The sequence below is a fragment of the Ligilactobacillus animalis genome, assembly GCF_009933595.1.
GTDB lineage: Bacteria > Bacillota > Bacilli > Lactobacillales > Lactobacillaceae > Ligilactobacillus > Ligilactobacillus animalis.
Map to the genome: position 1 here is coordinate 963,309 of NZ_CP047141.1, position 20,082 is coordinate 983,390.

The 20,082-nt window shown below is 41.5% G+C and carries 18 protein-coding genes; all 18 read right to left on the reverse strand.

Annotated features, from left to right (window positions below; genetic code table 11):
* Positions 1-115 precede the first annotated feature (115 nt).
* The 18 genes from GSR62_RS04820 to GSR62_RS04905 all read right to left on the reverse strand — a co-directional run bounded on the left by GSR62_RS04820 (position 116) and on the right by GSR62_RS04905 (position 19,986).
* Entirely contained in the window at positions 116-652 is a 537-nt protein-coding gene (locus tag GSR62_RS04820) for a biotin transporter BioY (RefSeq protein ID WP_010689063.1), read from the reverse strand.
* 122 nt (positions 653-774) lie between these two features.
* The gene (locus tag GSR62_RS04825; protein WP_066023922.1) at positions 775-1,533 is read right to left on the reverse strand and encodes a DeoR/GlpR family DNA-binding transcription regulator; all 759 of its coding nucleotides are present in this window, start codon (positions 1,531-1,533) and stop codon (positions 775-777) included.
* Between the two features lie 195 nt (positions 1,534-1,728).
* Complete coding sequence (locus GSR62_RS04830; protein ID WP_066023923.1) at positions 1,729-2,655, reverse strand: manganese-dependent inorganic pyrophosphatase; 927 nt, start codon at positions 2,653-2,655, stop codon at positions 1,729-1,731.
* 122 nt (positions 2,656-2,777) lie between these two features.
* Positions 2,778-3,728, reverse strand: coding sequence for a LysR family transcriptional regulator (locus tag GSR62_RS04835; RefSeq protein ID WP_066023924.1), 951 nt, complete (start codon positions 3,726-3,728; stop codon positions 2,778-2,780).
* A 426-nt stretch (positions 3,729-4,154) separates the two neighbouring features.
* Entirely contained in the window at positions 4,155-5,093 is a 939-nt protein-coding gene (locus tag GSR62_RS04840) for an LCP family glycopolymer transferase (protein ID WP_066023925.1), read from the reverse strand.
* 149 nt (positions 5,094-5,242) lie between these two features.
* The gene (gene pyrE / locus GSR62_RS04845; RefSeq protein ID WP_010689068.1) at positions 5,243-5,869 is read right to left on the reverse strand and encodes an orotate phosphoribosyltransferase; all 627 of its coding nucleotides are present in this window, start codon (positions 5,867-5,869) and stop codon (positions 5,243-5,245) included.
* Positions 5,870-5,884: 15 nt separating this feature from the next.
* The gene (gene pyrF, locus GSR62_RS04850; RefSeq protein ID WP_066023926.1) at positions 5,885-6,601 is read right to left on the reverse strand and encodes an orotidine-5'-phosphate decarboxylase; all 717 of its coding nucleotides are present in this window, start codon (positions 6,599-6,601) and stop codon (positions 5,885-5,887) included.
* Positions 6,591-7,529, reverse strand: a complete 939-nt coding sequence (locus GSR62_RS04855; protein ID WP_035448277.1) for a dihydroorotate dehydrogenase — start codon at positions 7,527-7,529, stop codon at positions 6,591-6,593. Before GSR62_RS04855 ends, pyrF begins: the two co-directional genes overlap by 11 nt.
* A 13-nt stretch (positions 7,530-7,542) precedes the next feature.
* On the reverse strand, positions 7,543-10,719 hold the full coding sequence (gene carB / locus GSR62_RS04860) for a carbamoyl-phosphate synthase large subunit (protein WP_066023927.1): 3,177 nt from the start codon (positions 10,717-10,719) through the stop codon (positions 7,543-7,545).
* Positions 10,712-11,797 (reverse strand): carbamoyl phosphate synthase small subunit, encoded by a 1,086-nt coding sequence (locus GSR62_RS04865; RefSeq protein ID WP_010689073.1) that lies wholly within the window; start codon positions 11,795-11,797, stop codon positions 10,712-10,714. The genes carB and GSR62_RS04865 overlap by 8 nt, the downstream gene beginning before the upstream one ends.
* Position 11,798: 1 nt before the next feature.
* Positions 11,799-13,076 carry a dihydroorotase gene (locus GSR62_RS04870; protein WP_035448273.1) on the reverse strand — a complete coding sequence of 426 codons (1,278 nt, stop codon included), beginning with the start codon at positions 13,074-13,076 and terminating at the stop codon, positions 11,799-11,801.
* Entirely contained in the window at positions 13,073-14,005 is a 933-nt protein-coding gene (locus GSR62_RS04875; protein ID WP_010689075.1) for an aspartate carbamoyltransferase catalytic subunit, read from the reverse strand. The genes GSR62_RS04870 and GSR62_RS04875 overlap by 4 nt, the downstream gene beginning before the upstream one ends.
* Before the next feature lie 107 nt (positions 14,006-14,112).
* Positions 14,113-15,393 carry a solute carrier family 23 protein gene (locus tag GSR62_RS04880; protein WP_035448271.1) on the reverse strand — a complete coding sequence of 427 codons (1,281 nt, stop codon included), beginning with the start codon at positions 15,391-15,393 and terminating at the stop codon, positions 14,113-14,115.
* Between the two features lie 139 nt (positions 15,394-15,532).
* Positions 15,533-16,075, reverse strand: a complete 543-nt coding sequence (gene pyrR, locus GSR62_RS04885) for a bifunctional pyr operon transcriptional regulator/uracil phosphoribosyltransferase PyrR (RefSeq protein WP_035448270.1) — start codon at positions 16,073-16,075, stop codon at positions 15,533-15,535.
* A 157-nt stretch (positions 16,076-16,232) separates the two neighbouring features.
* Positions 16,233-17,138 carry an RluA family pseudouridine synthase gene (locus tag GSR62_RS04890; protein ID WP_035448268.1) on the reverse strand — a complete coding sequence of 302 codons (906 nt, stop codon included), beginning with the start codon at positions 17,136-17,138 and terminating at the stop codon, positions 16,233-16,235.
* A 25-nt stretch (positions 17,139-17,163) separates the two neighbouring features.
* Positions 17,164-17,613 carry a signal peptidase II gene (gene lspA / locus GSR62_RS04895; protein WP_035448377.1) on the reverse strand — a complete coding sequence of 150 codons (450 nt, stop codon included), beginning with the start codon at positions 17,611-17,613 and terminating at the stop codon, positions 17,164-17,166.
* A 166-nt stretch (positions 17,614-17,779) separates the two neighbouring features.
* Entirely contained in the window at positions 17,780-19,438 is a 1,659-nt protein-coding gene (locus tag GSR62_RS04900; protein WP_035448266.1) for a formate--tetrahydrofolate ligase, read from the reverse strand.
* A gap of 176 nt (positions 19,439-19,614) precedes the next feature.
* Complete coding sequence (locus tag GSR62_RS04905; RefSeq protein ID WP_010689081.1) at positions 19,615-19,986, reverse strand: EbsA family protein; 372 nt, start codon at positions 19,984-19,986, stop codon at positions 19,615-19,617.
* Positions 19,987-20,082: the final 96 nt, after the last annotated feature.

The following is a 20,082-nucleotide window of genomic DNA, read 5'->3' on the forward strand; positions in this document are numbered from 1 at the left end:
AACATTACCTCACTTTTTTAAATTTACTCTATTATATAGCAGATAGATTAAAATTACCAAAGAATTTTCGATAAATAAAAAATGCAGCCCGTATGACTGCATTTTGGCATAGCGCTTATATCTTAGCACTTCGTTTGGCAAATTCACGATAATAGATCTGTGCGCATATACATACTAAAATGACTTTAACTGCTCCAGGAAGAAGAAAAGGAACTGTTCCCAATAAAAGAGCATTTTCCAAGTTGATATCGCTGATCACAAGTAACCACAAAGAACCACATAATAACTGCATTATGGCCCCAAAACTGTTAGCTACTAATAACCAGCCAAACGTTTGCTTTTTAGCGACTAAGGAACCAACAACTATGACATAAACTAAAAAACCCAGTAAATAGCCCCCAGTATTGCTAAATAAGACACCTAGCCCCCCTTTAAAATTGGCAAAGATCGGTAGACCGATAAAGCCAAGCAATAGATACACTAAAATCGTCTGTAAACTGTATCTTAGCGGTAAGATCGAGGCTAACAAGCCGACCGCCAACGTCTGAAGCGTCAACGGGATCACAGGCAAAGGGATCGTTAACTGTGAACAAACGATCAACAAGGCGAGCATGATGCTAGCTAAAGATATGTAATATAATTTATTTTTCAAATTCAGTCATCCTCTCTACTTCCAATATCATAAGCATACGAGTTTCAGACCCCCTTTGTCAACTTTATATAAATAAAAAGTTTACTATATCGCTAAAAAAGAAGCTAGCAGGCTTCTTTTAGCTAGTCTTCTTGGGTCACGATTATTTTAGTCTCAGGAGCAAACATCGCACGTTGTTCGAGTGTTGGTGCTTGGTCAGTGATAAATAATGAGATCTTATCCAACGGACAAATACGATAGTAGGATTTATTGATAAACTTTTGATGTTCAGCTACCAAAATGACCTTACGAGCCCGTTTGACCGCCATTCCAACGATCTGAGCATCATCTTGATCAAGTAGGTAAGCCCCATTTTCATCGATCCCAGATGCAGCGATAAAAGCTGTATCGAATACAACATTTTGTAACTCTTCGATCGCTAAATTGGAATAGAAATAACGATTCTCATGATTCAAAGTCCCACTCAAGACCTTGACCCGTACTTTATTATGCTCGGCTAAAGCCATGCAATTGTCCAAAGAATGGGTCACGATCGTTAGGGGCATATTAATATTTTGACAAGTCTTCAATAAGATCGTTGACGAATCGACAAAATAAACATGATGCGGTTTAAAATGGGTCGCAGCTGCTAAGGCGATCTGCGTTTTTTGTTTAGTAAAACGCGCTAAACGGCTTTGAAAGTTCGGCACACTACGTCCAAAATCTAACGGTAAGATCCCGCCATGTGTGCGTCTAACTTCACCACGTTTTGCTAATAACACGATATCACGTCGCGCAGTATCTTGCGAGATCCCAAATTCCTGCATGATATCTTTAGTCGATAATTCCTGCCTTTCTTCTAATAATTGTTTGATCAATTCAATTCTCTTTTCTTGACTCATCAAGCGCACCTCTTAACTAATTATCTATAATTATTATACCTTTAGTTATCAGTAATTAAAAGCATTTATAATGATGTCCTTATTTAAAATAGGTAAATTCCCTTAAAAAATAGCTTATTTACCCCCTGTTGAAAAATAAAAAGTGCATACGTCCTTAAATTGAACGCATGCACTTTTACTTAACTAAAACAACTTTTAAGCGTTAAAAGCCGCTTCTAATTGTGGCACGATCTGTTTCTTACGGGAAACAACGCCTGGTAGATCAACTTTGTCAGCTACCAATTCTTTTTCAAAGGCCTTTTCGACCATTTCCTTAGGTTCACCCACAACTAAAAGACGGGTGTTGGAATCCAAGATATTAGTTACCATCAACAAGAACAAGTCATAACCTTCAGCAGCTGATTGTTTTTCGATAGCTTCACGTAAAGCAGCTTCACGTGCGAAAACTTCGTCAAGATCAACAGTGTTTACTTGATCGACACGAACAGTCTTACCACCCATGTCAAATGATTTTGCATCGGCTGTGATCAATTCTTCTTCGGTCTTACTTGCCAAGTTGGTACCAGCTTTAAGCATTTCAAGACCGTATGCTTCAAAATCTACATTAGCGATCTTAGCTAAAGCTTTTGCAGCAGCTTCATCTTTAGCCGTAGTTGTTGGTGATTTGAATAGTAAAGTATCAGAGATAATAGCCGATAGCATCAAACCAGCCAATTTAGCTGGGATCTCAACGTTATTTTGCACGAATTCGCCGTAAATGATCGTACTTGTACAACCAACTGGTTCAGCATGATAATACAAAGGTGCAGCTGTTGCAAAGTTAGCGATCCGGTGGTGATCAACTACGTGTGTAACTGTCACATTAGCGATATCAGCAACACTTTGTTGTTCTTCGTTGTGATCGACCAACATTACAGCTTCAACTTCTGGTGCTGCCTTTTCGATCACACGTGGAGCTGGTTCTTCAAAATGTTCTAACACAAATTTTGTTTCTTCATTTGGTGTACCCAAGGCAACAGCTTCGACTTCGTTACCTAAAGCGTTTTGTAAAAATGCGTAAGCCTTAGCAGCTACGATCGCATCTGTATCTGGATTTTTATGTCCAAAAACTAATTCTTTCATCAAAAATATCTCCCATCTAAAGTATTCCTAACTTTAATAATTCTACCACACAACTAGCCAAACTTAAATAACAATAAAAAAGCTCACCCCAATGCTCAGTTGCATCGTGGCGAGCCCGTAACTTATAAGCTTTCTTTGAGACGTGAAATGTAATCTTTTTTAGCTAGATAGCCGTCAAAAGTTTTCAAAAAACTATTGATGCGCGGGATCTGATCCTTACCCCGTCTAAAGACGAAGGCCAAGTCGAACTTGATCTCTGGTTCAAACAATGCCATCCCCATCTCACCATGGTTTTTAGCCGTCACAAATGACATTGGTAGTGCAGTGTAACTACCAGTTCGTTTAGCAAACTCAAAAAGTTGCTCAGGTGTAGCAAAATGCGCTACGCTATTTGGATGATCGACCATCGCATTCTTGTAAGCTTCTCTGATCGTATCATTTAAGTAATATTTTGGTGGATATGTCACCCATTTATTGTTCAACGTATCCTTGAACCGCACCCGTTTCCGTTTTTCTAAGCGTTCATTATTGTGCAAGAAGATCAAGTCTTCAGTGATGATCTTTTTAGTTTCGTATGGTTTCCAGTTCTTGATACTTTCATCTGGAAGATACATTACCGCTAGATCGATCGTATTGTTTTCTAAGCGCTCCCAAATCTCCTTACGCGTCAACATATGTGTGGAGAGTTTGATGCCATTATTTTTTTCGTAATATTCGATTGCAAAATCTGTGAAGACTTGATCCTCGATCGAAGCTAAGATCCCAATGTTGATCGTCCCTTGAGTCGCACTTGTCGACTGTTGGATCTCATCGGCTGCTTTATTTAATGTTTCATAGATCTGGTGAGTTGCATCTAGCATGGTGTAGCCCGCATCAGAAAGGTGCAACTTTTTACCAACTGAATAAAACAGTGGTGCTCCGACCGTTCGCTCTAATTTCTTTATCTGTTGAGTCAAAGCTGGTTGGGTGATCCCCAAGATCTGAGCTGCTTGGGTATAGCTCATCGTTTCAGCTAATTGCAAGAAATAGGTCAACGTCTTTGATGAAAAGATGTTTTCTTGTTGTGTCTTCATATAAGTATATCCTTTCCCGTAGCATTATCCTTCATTAATTCAAATGCCAAATATCTTATCCTTATATAAATAATTATACTATATTATGATAGTAATGTTAAAACTTTTTGAACTCTCTAAGGGTAATAATTCTATTATAAGTGAAAAATTCTATAACTACTAGAAATTTGGATAAATTAATGAATATAGTACACAAAATAAAATAAAAAACGATAATCTATGCTTCCACCCATAAATTACCGTTCTACTAGTAGATAACTTCCACATGATCTACCATTTTAAAATACGCAAGCACAAAACAATAAACAAAAAATTATCTTGCTATGATTTGTACCACAGTATCAGTATAGTATCACTTACTCTAATTTTCAACGGAAGTATATGAAAAAAAGTTGAGAATTTATTAATTCTCAACTTTAATTTTAATCATTTAAGTTTTAACGTTTGCTTTAATTGAGTTTGAACTTTATCCAAATTTTCCTTTGGTACGACTTCATATGAGACGCCATCGATCATTTGTCCATTACCCTTGAGCTGGATCTGATCGATATTTTTAGCCCCACTATAATTAGTTACGATATCTTTAATATCATCAAATGTTAAGTCAGTTTTCATGCTAGCCGAAATAGCATTCAAAATGCTATGGTATTTAGCTAGACTATCGATCGAAGCTGCTTTTTCCACTAAAGCCGTCAACACTTGACGTTGACGCAATTGACGTCCGTAATCGCCCCGTGGATCCTCATAACGCATCCGAGTATAAGCTAAGATATTATCGGAATCGATCGTGACTTCTCCCTTAGGAAAATGAACATCCAAATTAGTAAATTCTAAGTCATTATCGACTTTGACCGGGCCGATCGCTTCTGACAACTGTTCAAGCCCTTTCATATTGATCTCGATATAATGGTCGATCGGAATATCTAAATAGCTTTGCAACGTATTCAAAGCCCCGGAAACACCATCATATGAATAAGCTGCATTGATCTTATTATTACCTGGATGGCCAGCGATCGTAACTAAAGTATCCCGTGGAATACTCAATAATTCAGTCTTTTTAGGGGTAACAGCGGCTACCATGATAGTATCCGAACGTCCTTGTTCAGTCCGACCATACTCACCAGTATCACTGCCTAATAAGAGGACGGAAAACGGCTGTCCGTTATCTAAATCGACACTGCCGGTGCGCTTATCATCATGTTTGACAGCTTTATATGTAACATTGACAGCTTTTTTGGCATCGAAATAGAGTTTGCCTACGATAACTGCATCGACTAGTAAAAAGAGCCCCAATGCGATCAAGACCCACTTCCACCAACGTTTTTTCTTCTTATGATGTTTATATTTGTGTTGTTCATCAGGCATCAACAATCACCGCCTTAGTATTTATATTAATAAAAATAAACCTTGTATATTATACCAATATTCCTAAATTTTGTATAACAAAAGCTTTTCATATCTGAGTTAAAAATCTAAAATGACCATCCAACGTATCTGGATGGTCATTTTATCATTTAGTCTTTAGCTGACCAGTTTTCAGGATCATGGCGCCATTTTTCTAAGACTGCACGTTCTGCAGTTGAAATATAGTTAGCTTCAACAGCTGCTTCCAATAATTCTGAGTAATTAGTCAGGGTAAAATAACTCAGCTCTGCTTGTTTGAAATTATCAACGATCGCTTGTAATTGATAGCTAAAGATCGCTCCAACGCCTAAAACATCGGCTCCTTCATGTTGCGCAGCTTGAACAGCTTTCAAGACACTGCCCCCCGTCGATAAGAGATCATCGATCACGACGGTTTTAGCCCCAGGTTGCAAAACACCTTCGATCTGTTTGCTACGTCCGTGATCTTTTGGCTTAGAACGGACATAGACTAATGGTAAGTCTAACTCAGCGGCGATCCAAGCAGCATGCGGGATCCCCGCCGTAGCTGTTCCTGCGATCACCTCAACTTCTGGATAATTTTCTCTGATCAATTCTGCAATTCCTTTAGCGATCGCTGTTCTGATCTTAGGATAGCTGATCGTCAAACGGTTATCACAATAGATCGGACTTTTGATCCCACTTGCCCAAGTAAAAGGTTCATTGGGGGATAATTTTACAGCTTGAATTTCGAGTAAGTCTTTTGCGATTTCTTTCATTTACTTTATCCTTTCTTACTGGTTCCAAAGCTCAAAAATTTCTTGATACGCCTTCACGGGTTCTTTGGCTTGCGTGATCGGACGGCCAACAACGATCGCACTTGAGCCATTTTGCGCCGCCATATCTGGGGTCATGACCCGTTTCTGATCGCCTAAACTGTCGGTTTTTAGCCGGATCCCAGGCGTGACCCGTAAGAAATCCGGACCCGTAACTTCTCTTAGCTTATTAGCTTCCCAGCCAGAACAAACAACACCATCTAAACCTGCATTTTGCGCCAATTTAGCATAATTTTCCACGCTCTTATCAAGTCCGACCGTGATCAATTGTTCTTCTTTGACCATTCGTTCATCAGTTGAGGTCAATTGAGTGATCGCTAATAATTTGGGCTCTTTTTTGCCAGCTTTTAGTGCCCCTTCAACTAGACCGTATTTAGCTGCCTTGAGCATTTCACTGCCCCCATTAGCATGCGTCGTGGTAAGACTAACACCTAATTGACCTAAAACATACATTGCTCGTTCGACCGTATGCGGGATATCATGGCATTTTAGATCTAAAAAGACATCGTGTCCTTGTGCTAAGACCGCTTTAACTAGATCTTGTCCAGCACTGTAATACAGTTCCATCCCGATCTTCACAAAAAGCTTCTCAGTTTGCGGAAAATTTTGTAAAAAATCAAGGGTACGCTGGGCATCATTAAAATCAAGGGCAATGATCGGGCGTTTAAGCTTCATTATCTCTAGCCTCCCGTACTTCTTGGATCAACTTTTCAATACTTTCGATCCCCAATTCATCCATTACTTTTGGTAATTCCGCAACTAAATGTGGGCAGATCAAAGGATCGTAGAAGTGTGCCGTTCCGACTTGAACAGCTGATGCTCCAGCTAAATACATCTCGATGATATCTTTAGCGCTCTTGATCCCACCGACCCCAATGATCGGGATCTCTACTGCATGAGAGACTTGATAGATCATTCTGATCGCGATCGGTTTGATCGAATGTCCCGAAAAGCCACCAGTCAAATTGCCTAAGACCGATTTACGCGTTTTTAAATTCAAACTCATCCCCATCAAAGTATTGATCATTGTCAAACCATCAGCTCCAGCCGCTTCAACTGCCTTAGCGATCGCCACTACATCAGTCACATTGGGAGAAAGTTTAACATAGACTGGTACCTTAGAAACAGCTTTGACTTGTTTAGTCAATTCAGCTGCGGTCTGCGGATCAGTCCCAAAGGCCATCCCACCTTCATGTACATTCGGACAAGAAATGTTCAATTCTAAAGCGGTCACTAAATTAGAATAAGAGAGTTTTTTAGCGACCTCCACATAATCTTCGACCGTTGAACCACCTACACTGCCTAACACCGGCAAGTCGGGATAATCTTGTTTCAATGCGGGTAATTTCTCATTAACGACCGCTGCGATCCCCGGATTTTGTAATCCGACCGCATTGATGACCCCATTGTCCAGTACGGCGATCTTAGGATTAGGATTACCATCACGGGGCTCAGGTGTCGTCGTTTTGATAACTAATGCCCCTAAAGTATTCAAATTAAACTTTTGCGCTGCACCAACATCCCCAAAGCCAAAAGTTCCACTTGCTGGCATGATAGGATTTTTTAGATCTAAACCTGGTAAATTGACTGCTAACCTTGACATAATTGGCCTCCCTTTATAATGCTGTCGTCGAGAATGAACGATTTTCTAAAGCTTTCAGTAAAGCATCCACAGTATCAAATGATGTCAACAAAGCAATATTGTGCTCGATCGCAGTTTGTCTGATCACGAAACCATCAGACACTTTTTCTTGGTCATGATCCATCGTGTTGATCACGATATCAACTTCATTATTTTGTAAAACATCTAAGATCCCTGGTTTAGCTTGTCCGATCTTGGCAACAGTCATGGTATGCAAACCATTTTCATTTAAAAATTCGGCTGTGCCCGCAGTCGCAAAGATCCGATAGCCGATCTTGGCAAAACGTTTCGCTAAAGCTAAGGCTTGTTGTTTATCTTTGTCTTTGACCGTAAATAGGACGCTCCCGTTAGCTGGCAACTTCATGTTAGCTCCAATAAAGGCTTTGTAAAGTGCTTTTTCAAAGCTATGATCACTACCCATGACTTCACCCGTTGATTTCATTTCTGGTCCTAACAAACTATCAACATCGGCCAGTTTATTAAAGGAGAAGACTGGGGCTTTGACATGAATCATTTCAGATTCAGGATAGATCCCCGAATCATAACCGAGTTCTTTCAAAGTCTTGCCTAAGATGACTTGAGTAGCCACTTGAGTCATCTTGATATCAGTGATCTTACTCAAGAATGGTACCGTCCGACTAGCCCGTGGATTTACTTCAAGAACATAAACTTCACCTTTATGCACGATGAATTGGATATTCATGATCCCGATACACTTCAAAGCAACAGCTAATTTCTTAGTTGCATCTTCAATTTGATCTTTGACACTTTGATCAAAGCTTTGCGCTGGATATACCGCCATGGAATCACCTGAGTGGACCCCGGCTTGTTCGATATGCTCCATGATACCTGGGATCAAGACATCCTTACCGTCACAGATCGCATCGACTTCACATTCATAGCCTTCAAGGTACGCATCGACCAAGATCGGATGTTCTTTGGCTAAATATGCATTTTCAGCTAAGTATTGGGTCAATTCTTCATCGTTATTAACGATCTCCATTGCCCGCCCGCCAAGCACGTAACTTGGACGAACTAAAACGGGATAACCGATCTCATGGGCGCACGCTAGGACTTCTGCTTCTGACATTGCCGTCTTACCCACAGGTTGTTTTAAGCCAAGTTGTTTGATAACTTGATCAAATAACTCACGATCTTCAGCGCGGTCAAGATCAGCAACTGCAGTCCCTAAAACATTGACGCCATTTGCTTCTAAACCAGCCGCTAAATTGATCGCCGTTTGGCCCCCAAACTGCACGATCACACCTTTAGGCTGTTCAAGGTCGATCACGTTCAAGACATCTTCTAGATCAAGCGGTTCAAAATATAATTTATCAGAGACTGAAAAATCGGTAGAGACCGTTTCAGGATTAGAATTCATCACGATTGCTTCATAGCCTAGCTTTTGGATCGCTTTAACACTATGGACCGTAGCGTAATCAAATTCAACCCCTTGTCCGATCCGGATCGGGCCCGAACCGATAACTAGGATCGATTCTTTAGCTGAAGGGTGACTTTCATTTTCAAGATCGTATGAACTGTAAAAGTATGGCGTGTGTGATTCAAATTCAGCTGCACAAGTGTCGACCATCTTATAGACAGGCAGGATCTGATTTTCTTTTCTTAAAGCACAGATCTTTTCTGTAGTCGTATCCCAGAGCTTAGCGATCGTATAGTCACTAAAGCCATAATACTTAGCCTCTTTTAAGCAAGCTAGCTCATTAGGATGCTCCTTTAATTCAGCTTCAAGTTCGATGATATGTTTTACAATATCTAAATAATAGAGGTTGATCTTAGTAAATTCATGAACTTCTTGTAATGTATAACCGCGACGAAAGGCCTCAGCCAAATAAAAGAGGCGGTCATCTTGGGCATGAACTAATTTCTTCTCCAATTCTTCATCTGAAGCTTTAGCCACTCGTGGTGATAAAAGATCTTTTTCATCGATCTCAAGTGAGCGAACGGCTTTTTGCAACGCTTCTTCTAGGTTACGACCGATCGCCATAACTTCCCCAGTTGCTTTCATTTGCGTTCCTAAGGTCCGATCTGCCTGTGCGAATTTATCAAAGGGCCAGCGTGGGATCTTAGCAACTACATAGTCTAAAGCAGGTTCAAATTCCGCATAAGTCGTTTGGGTAACAGGATTTTTGATCTCATCTAATGTTAGACCAACTGCGATCTTAGCTGCCATTTTAGCGATCGGATACCCAGTTGCTTTAGAAGCTAAAGCCGAAGAACGTGAGACCCGTGGATTTACTTCGATCACGTTATACTTGAAACTGTTAGGATCAAGTGCTAACTGAACATTACAGCCCCCTTCGATCTTGAGCGCACGGATTAACTTTAAGGAACAATCCCGCAACATTTGGTATTCACGGTCGGTCAACGTTTGCGTTGGGGCGACCACGATCGAATCACCCGTATGGATCCCAACTGGATCAAAGTTTTCCATCGAACAAACTACCATTGCATTGTTAGCTGAATCGCGCATCACTTCAAATTCGATCTCTTTATAACCCATGATCGATTTTTCGATCAAACATTGGGTCGCAGGTGAAAGATCCAAACCATTAGCCGCGATCTCTTCTAACTCAGCAGGGGTATCACACAAGCCCCCACCGGTACCCCCCATCGTAAAAGCAGGCCGCACGATCACAGGATAGCCGATCATTTCAGCAAATTCTAAGGCTTCGGCTACTGTATTGACCGTCTTTGAAGCTGGGATCGGTTCGTTTAACTGTAACATCAACTCTTTGAATTTTTCGCGGTCCTCGGCTTGGTCGATCGCAGATAATTTGGTACCTAAAAGTTCGATCCCGAGTTCATCCAAGATCCCACTTTCATGCAAGGCAATCGCTAAGTTCAACCCGATCTGACCACCTAATGTTGGCAATAAGGCATCGGGATATTCTTGGCGCATGATGCGTGAAACTGATTCGACCGTTAATGGCTCTAAGTAGACCCGATTAGCAATATCAGTGTCGGTCATGATAGTTGCTGGATTGGAATTGACCAAAACTACTTCATAGCCTTCTTCCCGTAACGCCATACAAGCTTGAGTTCCGGAATAGTCAAATTCAGCAGCTTGGCCGATGATGATCGGTCCTGATCCCAGAACCATGATTTTTTTAATATCTGTTCGTTTAGGCATTTTCTTCTTCCTTTCGTTGATCGATCATATGCATAAAGTCATCAAAAAGATCGACTGCATCATGTGGTCCTGGTGCAGCATCGGGATGGAATTGCACGCTAAAAGCTTTATAGCGCTTATGGCGTAACCCTTCGACCGTGCCATCGTTGATCTCACGGTGGGTAATGATCAATTCATCTTTATCGACGGTTGCAGGATCGACTGCATAACCATGGTTTTGTGAAGTAAAATTGATCCTTCCCGTTGCGATCTCACGAACCGGGTGATTGAAACCGCGGTGTCCAAATTTCATCTTGTACGTATCAGCTCCGTTAGCTAAAGCAAAGATCTGGTGACCCAAACAGATCCCAAAGAGCGGCAGATGTTTTTGGACTTCTTTGACCATTTCGACCGCATGTAAGACGTCTTTAGGATCCCCAGGTCCGTTAGATAACATGACGCCATCGGGTTTTAAATTCAAGATATCTTGAGCCGTTGCACTTGATGGTAGAACGATCGTATTGCAATCACGTTTAGAAAGTTCGCGTAAGATACTGTGCTTGAGTCCATAATCAACTAGAACAACATTGCGCTTTTCACCTGGATTTGGATAAGGTTTAGTCGTTGAAACTTGTTCCACGACCCGATCATTTAGCACAGTTGCCCGCAACTGATCCAGTGTATGAGCCATATCGTGGACTGAATCGACTAAACATCCCTTCATCGTTCCATGTTCACGTAATTTCTTAGTCAATGCCCGGGTATCGATATGACAGATACCTGGGATCTGCATTTGCTTTAAGAAATCATCAAAGGTCCCTTGCTTGCGCCAACTGTCAGAAACGCGCGCCACCTCACGACAAACGACCCCACAACAATTTGGCATGAGCGATTCGTAATCATCCAGGTTGACCCCGTAATTTCCGATTAACGGATTGGTGAAAACTAAGATCTGGTTGGCAAATGATTGATCGGTCACAGCTTCTTGGTAACCTGTCATCCCCGTTGTAAAAACAACTTCTCCGGTCGTTTGCCCTTCAAAACCAAAAGCTTTTCCGGCAAATACTGTCCCATCTTCTAAAACTAAATAGCGCTCCATGCTAATCCTCCTTTTGATAAACTACATTACCATCGACCATCGTCAAGTAAGTTTGTCCAAAAACTCTTTCACCCGTAAATGGAGTATTTTTCCCCATCGAGAAATAATCAGCTTCCATGATCGTGGTTTCATGTTGCAGGTCAATAACAGCAAGATCTGCTTTCGCTCCGGCAAAAATACTTCCAGCATCAAACTTGAATGCTTCAGCCGGATTTTTAGACATGAGATCTAACAGCTGCTCCAAAGTCAAAACTTGCTGTTGCTTTACCAGTTGGGTATACAGTAAGGAAAAAGCTGTCTCACTCCCAGTGATCCCAAAAGCAGCGGTCCGCATATCGCCAGTTTTTTCGTCGATACTGTGAGGGGCATGATCAGTCGCAATCATATCGATCGTGCCATCCAAGACGCCTGCGATCAAAGCCTGTTGATCTGCATTAGCCCGCAACGGTGGGTTCATTTTATAAAAGCCATCATTTTTGACGATATCATCTTCACTCAACAATAGATGATGTGGCGAGACCTCACAGGTCACATTGATCCCATGCTTTTTAGCGATGCGAATCAATTCAACACTTTCTTTGGTCGATACATGGCAGACATGGTAATGGACCCCAGTTTCCTTGGCTAATAAGAGATCACGTGCGATCTGAGAAGATTCACTGATCCCCAAAATACCTGGTAGACCTAATTTGTTAGCCTTCTTGCCCGCATTCATCACTCCACCGAACAACAATGAATTATCTTCGACATGAGCTACCAAAGCGACATTGAGTTTTTTAGCTGCTAACATGGCTTGATACATCGTGCCAGCTGTTTGGACTCCACAACCATCATTGCTAAAAGCAAAGGCACCGGCTGCCTTCATCCCCGCATAATCGAGTAGCTCATCACTTTTTAAGCCCGCTGTGATCGCACCATATTGCTTGATCTTAACGACCCCATCAGCCTTATTCAACGCAACTTGAGCGGTAACTTTAGCTGGCGTGTCTGGGACAGGATCTAGGTTTGGCATCGCACAGACAGTTGTATAACCACCATGGGCTGCCGCTAAACTCCCGGTTTTGATCGTTTCTTTGTGAGTAAAACCTGGTTCGCGGTAGTGCACATGAACATCGACTAAACCAGGAGCAACTAATTTATCGGTCACATCGATCACTTGATCGACATCGGCTTTTAGGTCAGTACCTAAGGCTGTGATCACACCATTTTCGATCAACAGATCATTTTTTAATAGTTTACCAGCTTGATAAACTGTCCCATTTTTAAGTAATAACTTCATTTTGTTTTTCCTCCTAGCTCGCGGCCCTCGATCACTTTTTCTAACATTGCCATCCGCATGAACACACCATTTTGCATCTGTGCCTTAAAGCTTGATTTTTCCGCCTCAACTAAGCTACTGTCAAACTCAACATCACGGTTGATCGGTCCGGGATGCATGACGATCGCATCAGCTTTTAATTTAGCATAGCGGTCAGTCGTTAAACCGTATTTTTGATGATAACTCTCTTTTGAAAAAGTTTGCTCTTCAGTAGCACCATGGCGTTCGTGTTGCACTCTCAAAAGCATCAAGACATCAACTTGGGCGACTAATTCATCTAATGGGCGATAAGTACCGTATTCTTCAAAGGCTTCATCATACCAATAACTTGGGCCTGAGAAATATACGGTCGCTCCCAATTTGTGCAATAACTCCATATTGCTTTTGGCGACCCGAGAGTTCGTCAGATCACCCACGATCGCCACCTTTAAGCCCGCAAATTTTCCGAATTGCTCGTAGATCGTCAACATATCCAATAGACATTGTGAAGGGTGCTGACCACTTCCATCCCCGCCATTGATGATCCCGATATCTAGCGTTTGGTCAGGAGCTAGCGCGATCAATGGTGCATAATATTCATTTTGAGAATGCCTGATCACAGCTAGATCAACACCTAAAGCATCCATCGTCAACAACGTATCATATAATGTCTCCCCCTTGTTGACTGAGCTTTGCTTAGGGTCGAATTGCAAAACATTCAACCCCAATTTACGTTCAGCCATTTCAAAACTCGTATGCGTCCGAGTCGAATCTTCAAAGAACATATTGACACAATAGACCTCGCTTAGATCACGCGTTGGACGCCCCCCTTGTTTGAAATATTGCGCGCGCTTGATCAACGCTAAAACTTGTTTTTCATCTAAATTATCGACTGTTACAAAATGTTGCATGGCTCTTTTTGGCTATAGATCATGTGGTTATTAGAAAGTGCTATAGTTTTCCTTTCTTAGATTGCTGGCAAATATCAGTTCCACATTTTACTTTCCACTGATTATTTTTATCGTTCACTAAAAGCATATTTTGGTAAGATCAAGTTCAAACCGATCCCAAAGATCGTTGCTAAAGCAATACTTGTCAATTGGAAATTCCCTAATTGAAGGTATGTTCCGCCGACACCCACGACTAAGATGACTGAAGTGATCACTAAGTTGCGTTTCAATGCATAATTTACTTTATTATCAACCAAGATCTGTAGACCATTGGAGGCGATCATCCCAAAGAGTAGAAATGAGATCCCACCGATAACTGGACTTGGGATCGATTGGATCAAGGCTGAGATCTTACCACAAAAACTAAAGACGATCGCAAAGAAGGCTGCACCTCCGATCACCCAAACCGAATGGACCTTTGACATGGCTAAAACACCAATATTTTCACCATAAGAAGTGGTTGGCGGCCCACCAGCAAAACCAGCGATAATACTTGAAAAACCATCACCCAGTAACGTTCGATTCAAACCTGGATCTTTGAAGAAATTGCGCTTAGTCAATTTATTCAAGACCATGATATGTCCCATATGTTCAGTCATCGTCACAAAAGCGATCGGTGCCATCCCCAAGATCGCTGCAGGATACCATTTAAAGTCATAATTGATAAACATTACATCGAATGCTGGTAACGTGAACCATTTAGCCTTAGCAACAGCTGTAAAATCTACGATCCCCATCATAACAGCAAAGATATACCCGCCGATGATCCCAAGCAAAACGGGGATCATGCTTGGAAAGCCACGTAAGAAGATGTTAAAGCCGATCGTCAGTAGCAAGGTAAAGATCGCAACGCTGAAAAATTTCAGATCGTAATTCGAATTGTTCAACATCGCATCATTAGCCGCCGTCGTAGCAAGTGAGAGCCCGATAACGATGATGATCGGCCCCACAACGACCGGTGGTAATAATTTATCGACCCAACTTGAACCAAATTTACCAACGATCAAAGAAACGATCACGTAAACCAATCCGGCTGCGATAGCCCCCTGACCGACAGCCGGGTAGCCGTAGTTTTTCATCAAAACTTGCATCGTCATGATAAAAGCAAAACTCGAGCCTAGATAAGCTGGGATCTTAGCTTTGGTACACAGCAAGTATACGATCGTCCCGACACCGGAACAAAAGAGCGCGATACTTGGATTCAGACCGATCAGCAACGGTACGAGCACAGTGGCTCCAAACATCGTAAAGAGATGCTGGATCGATAAGACTAACCAATGCGGAAAACTCGGCTTATCGTTGATATCTAATAGTGCATCTTTATTTCTAAAAACTTCTTTTTCTGACATAAAATAATCTCCGTTCTATTTTTCTAAGAAAAAAAGCCCGAAACATTACATTTCGGGCTCTAAAAGGTAGACTTAATCCATGATGACTTAAGCCTAGCAACCTTTTTTGCCCTCTCTGGAGTCAATTAAAATGGTCGTTTTATTTGATTGTCTTCAATTCGATCCCGTCTTTACCATCGATCTCTTCGACATAGACGGAAACTTCTTCATTTAATGAGGTCGGAATATTTTTACCAACGAAATCGGCGCGGATCGGCAATTCGCGGTGGCCCCGATCGACCAAGATCGCTAAGTTGATCGTCTTTGGTCGACCTTGATCCATCAAAGCATCTAAAGCCGCGCGGATCGTTCTTCCAGTAAATAACACATCATCAACTAAAATAACATGCTTGTCATTGATATCAAAGCCGATCTGACTATTTTTTACGATCGGTTCATGCTTGGCTTCAGGATCATGATGGACATCATCACGATATAAGGAAATATCTAATTCGCCTACCGGGATCGTAACATCCTCTAATTGTTGCAAGCGCGCTGCGATCCGTTTGGCTAAATAAATGCCGCGGGTCTTGATCCCGACTAAAACGATCCCGTCTACCCCTTTATTCTTTTCAATGATCTCATAAGTCATCCGTGTTAATGCTCGTTTCATCGTAATTGCATCGCTCACTTCTTTTACCAAAGTAAAAACCTCCCTAGGATATTAAAAAAACGCTAGCCTCAAAGAATACACTTCAAGACTAGCGCTAAACAGGCCCACTGATAGCGTGGGCATATCGAACCGTACCTTGCTAGCCTCTCTGGACTATTCTTAAAGGACTCACTTATTTATTTATAATTTACTTGATTTCGTTTGTTTTGTCAAGATATGCTAGTTGTTTTTCAAAAATTTCTGGCAGTGGAGCTTCAAAAGTCAAAAATTCACCCGTTTTGGGATGGGCAAAGCCTAATTTAGCGGCATGCAAAAACTGCCCCTTGCCTTTTAACGTCTTCTTTGGACCATACAGCGGGTCACCAACTAGCGGATGACCGATATATTTCATATGCACACGTATCTGGTGGGTTCGACCAGTCTCTAAGCGACAACTTACCAAGGTGTAGTCTTGATAGCGTTTCAAGACTTTAAAATGCGTCACGGCATCTCTACCACCAGAAACAACAGCTTGTTTTTTACGATCCTTAGGGCTACGTGCGAGCGGAGCTTTGATCGTTCCCGAATCTTCTTTGATCCGTCCATGAACAAGAGCGATGTATTCACGTAAATTAGTCTTATCTTTTAATTGCTTAGCCAAACTGCGATGTGCTTGATCATTTTTAGCGACCATCAAGAGCCCTGAAGTATCTTTGTCGATCCGGTGCACGATCCCTGGGCGGTAAGTTCCATTGATCGTTGAAAGCGGGCAATGATATAGCAAAGCATTGACTAACGTATGGTCTTCATGCCCAGGTGCCGGATGCACGACCATTCCTTGTGGCTTATCGACCACGATCACATCATCATCTTCATAAACGATGTCTAAAGCGATATTTTCGGGTTCGACTGCGAGCTCTTTGATCTCCGGTTCAGTCAAACTGATCTTATCGCCCGCTTTGACCTTATATTTACCCTTTTGTTGCGTCTCATTGACTAAAATATTGCCCTGCTCCAATAATTGCTGGATCTGAGACCGCGAATACTGCGGAAAGACGGTCGTTAAAACTTTATCTAACCTTCCTGTCTGTGTAGTGATCGTTGCTTCTACCAATTCATTATCATCCTTCTTTATAGATTTAAACTATCCCTTCATCATCTTTTAGCATCGTGATCAAAATTACGATCACACCTAAAGTCAAGGCGCAATCAGCAATGTTGAAGATTGGAAAATTGATAAAATCCAATTCAAACATATCGACCACGTATCCAGAGAAAAGACGATCAAGTAAATTTCCGAGCGTTCCACCGATCAACAGTGAAAAGCCGAGGCCATAGCCCCAGTTATAGTATAATTTCTTAAAATAATAGCCAAAGATCACTAAAGCTACCAGTGAAATAATACTTAGTAACCATCTTTGACCTAACCACATGCTCCAAGCCGCTCCGAAATTTTGCACATACCCGATCGATAGGACACCTGGAATAACTTCATAGCTAAGATTAAGTGGAACATTTTGCTGAATATAAAATTTCAACAACTGGTCGGATAAAACTACCGCGACCATCAAACAAATATATAACGTCATCCGATCCATAACCCTTCTAAACTAATGACTAAAAAATCTTTCATTTCAATCTTAACGTAAAAATCGTTGTTAGACAATTATTCAAACAAAAAAGGAACCACTGCTGATGCCTTTTAAAGCTGATCTGACCTATCAGACTCCATTTTTCAGAAAATTGCAAACTATTTTAGTATAAGCCCGTGATCGTACCATCATCTGCTAGGTCCATCCCCATCGCAGCCGGAACTTTTGGCAGACCAGGCATCGTTAAAACATTACCGGTCAAGGCTACGATAAAGCCTGCCCCTAATTTAGGTACAAATTCACGCACATGGATCGTAAAATCAGTTGGGGCCCCAAGCAATTTAGGATCGTCAGAAAGTGAATACTGTGTTTTAGCCATACATACAGGTAATTTATCCCAACCAAGAGTTTTGAACTCGCTTAATTGGCGTAAGGCTTTCGGACTGAATTCAACATCTTTACCACCATAGATCTTAGTTACGATCTGCTTGATCTTGTCTTCAACGCTATCATCAGCCGCATACAAACGTTTAGGTTCAGTAACTTGATCACAGCTAGCGATCACAGCTTGAGCTAATTCTTTGGCACCAGCCCCACCTTTAGCCCACACATCGGCAACAACGGCGGTAGTGTCTTCTTTAGCGCAAAGCTCAACTAACAAGTCTAATTCGGCTGAAGTGTCTGCTGTAAACTTATTGATCGCAACAACTACAGGAATATCATATTGTTTCATACTTTGAATATGACGCTTCAAATTAGCAAAGCCTTTTTCTAAAGCCACTAGATCTTCATGATCGAGTTGGTCTTTGGCCACGCCACCGTTCATCTTCAAAGCGCGTACTGTAGCCACGATCACGATCGTATTTGGCGCCTTGCCTAACTGAGGTACTTTGATATCTAAGAATTTTTCAGCCCCAAGATCAGCTCCAAAACCAGCTTCAGTGATCGTATAGTCAGCTAACTGCAAAGCTGTCTTCGTTGCTAACACACTGTTACAACCATGGGCGATATTAGCAAAAGGTCCACCATGGATGATCGCTGGGGTATGCGCTAAGGTCTGAACTAGATTTGGTTTCAAGGCATCCTTTAACAACAAGGCGATCGCACCTGTCACGCCTAAGTCGTCAACTGTCACCGGTTCCTTGGTAAAAGTATAACCGATCACGATCTGCCCTAAGCGTTTCTTGAGATCAGCGATATCTTTGGCTAAACATAAGATCGCCATCATTTCTGAAGCTACCGTGATATCAAAACCGTCTTCACGCGGGATCCCTTGGACGACCCCACCAAGGCCGATGACCACATGACGCAAGGCGCGATCATTGATGTCCAATACGCGTTTCCAGATGACCCGGCGCTGGTCGATACCTAGCTTGTTACCTTGATAGATATGATTATCGATCAAGGCTGCTAAAGTATTATTGGCCGTCGTCAAGGCATGCATGTCACCGGTGAAATGCAAGTTGATATCTTCCATTGGAACTACTTGAGAATAGCCCCCACCAGTTGCACCACCTTTCATCCCCATCACAGGTCCTAAAGATGGTTCGCGCAAGGCGATCATTGTTTTCTTGCCTGCTAAACTCAAGGCATCGCCTAAACCAACAGTCACCGTCGATTTTCCTTCACCAGCCGGCGTTGGATTGACAGCCGTCACTAAGATCAACTTTTCTTTAGTCTTTGGACGGTCAGCTAATGGTAATTTGATCTTTGCTTTATATTGACCATATTGTTCGATCTCTTGTTCACTTAGACCCGCTTTTTTAGCGACCTCAACGATCGGTAACATCTCACTTTGTTGTGCAATTTCAATATCTTTCACGTTTACGCTTACGACTATATCATCAAAATGATAAATATAGCTTTTCCTTTCTTTTTTACCTGTATCTTATAGCTAATTCCTGATGAATTTAAGACCAGTATAAAACATATTTCGTGTTTTGTCATTAGTTTTTATAAAAAAGCTAATAAACATAATTTAAACAAACTAAAAGCGAACTATTTTAACAATTCTAGACACTTTTCTTTGCTTTTAGGTAACATCAAAACTGAATAAGTCCGATATTGATCAGTGATCTTCAATTGGCATTTCGTAGCCACGACTGCTTTGATATCGTTACGAGCAATGATCTTATCATTTAAAGATAAAACGCACTTGAATCTCACTTCGCGGTCTGTAATAACTAATTGGCGTCGCCACAATTGGATCGCAGTGACTAGCACAAAGATCACAAAAGCAATTGCGGTCCAGATCTGAAAAACTGTGATCTCTAACCATAAGAACAAACTCAATAAAAAGATCATAAAAGTATAGGACCAACATGTGATCGAACTAGGAATATCAGGTTGACAATAAAATTTTTGTTCCACAGAAAAAACACCTTTCCGTTGCACTAAGTTTCTTTTAATTTTACAATTTGAAGAGGACCACTTGTTTATTGAAGTGGTAATTTAACAATTAATTAA

Bases quoted from the DNA above. Each gene is read 5' to 3' on its own strand.
- GSR62_RS04880 (WP_035448271.1), bottom strand. From the start codon at position 15,393: ATGTCAGAAAAAGAAGTTTTTAGAAATAAAGATGCACTATTAGATATC.
- GSR62_RS04870 (WP_035448273.1), bottom strand. From the start codon at position 13,076: ATGAAGTTATTACTTAAAAATGGGACAGTTTATCAAGCTGGTAAACTA.
- GSR62_RS04855 (WP_035448277.1), bottom strand. From the start codon at position 7,529: ATGTCAAGGTTAGCAGTCAATTTACCAGGTTTAGATCTAAAAAATCCT.
- GSR62_RS04835 (WP_066023924.1), bottom strand. From the start codon at position 3,728: ATGAAGACACAACAAGAAAACATCTTTTCATCAAAGACGTTGACCTAT.
- GSR62_RS04840 (WP_066023925.1), bottom strand. From the start codon at position 5,093: ATGCCTGATGAACAACACAAATATAAACATCATAAGAAGAAAAAACGT.
- pyrE (WP_010689068.1), bottom strand. From the start codon at position 5,869: ATGAAAGAAATCGCAAAAGACTTACTCGAAATTCAAGCTGTAAAATTA.
- carB (WP_066023927.1), bottom strand. From the start codon at position 10,719: ATGCCTAAACGAACAGATATTAAAAAAATCATGGTTCTGGGATCAGGA.
- GSR62_RS04875 (WP_010689075.1), bottom strand. From the start codon at position 14,005: ATGCAACATTTTGTAACAGTCGATAATTTAGATGAAAAACAAGTTTTA.
- GSR62_RS04830 (WP_066023923.1), bottom strand. From the start codon at position 2,655: ATGAAAGAATTAGTTTTTGGACATAAAAATCCAGATACAGATGCGATC.
- lspA (WP_035448377.1), bottom strand. From the start codon at position 17,613: ATGACGTTATATATTTGTTTGATGGTCGCGGTAGTTTTATCCGACCAG.
- GSR62_RS04825 (WP_066023922.1), bottom strand. From the start codon at position 1,533: ATGAGTCAAGAAAAGAGAATTGAATTGATCAAACAATTATTAGAAGAA.
- pyrF (WP_066023926.1), bottom strand. From the start codon at position 6,601: ATGAAGCTTAAACGCCCGATCATTGCCCTTGATTTTAATGATGCCCAG.
- GSR62_RS04865 (WP_010689073.1), bottom strand. From the start codon at position 11,797: ATGGAGCGCTATTTAGTTTTAGAAGATGGGACAGTATTTGCCGGAAAA.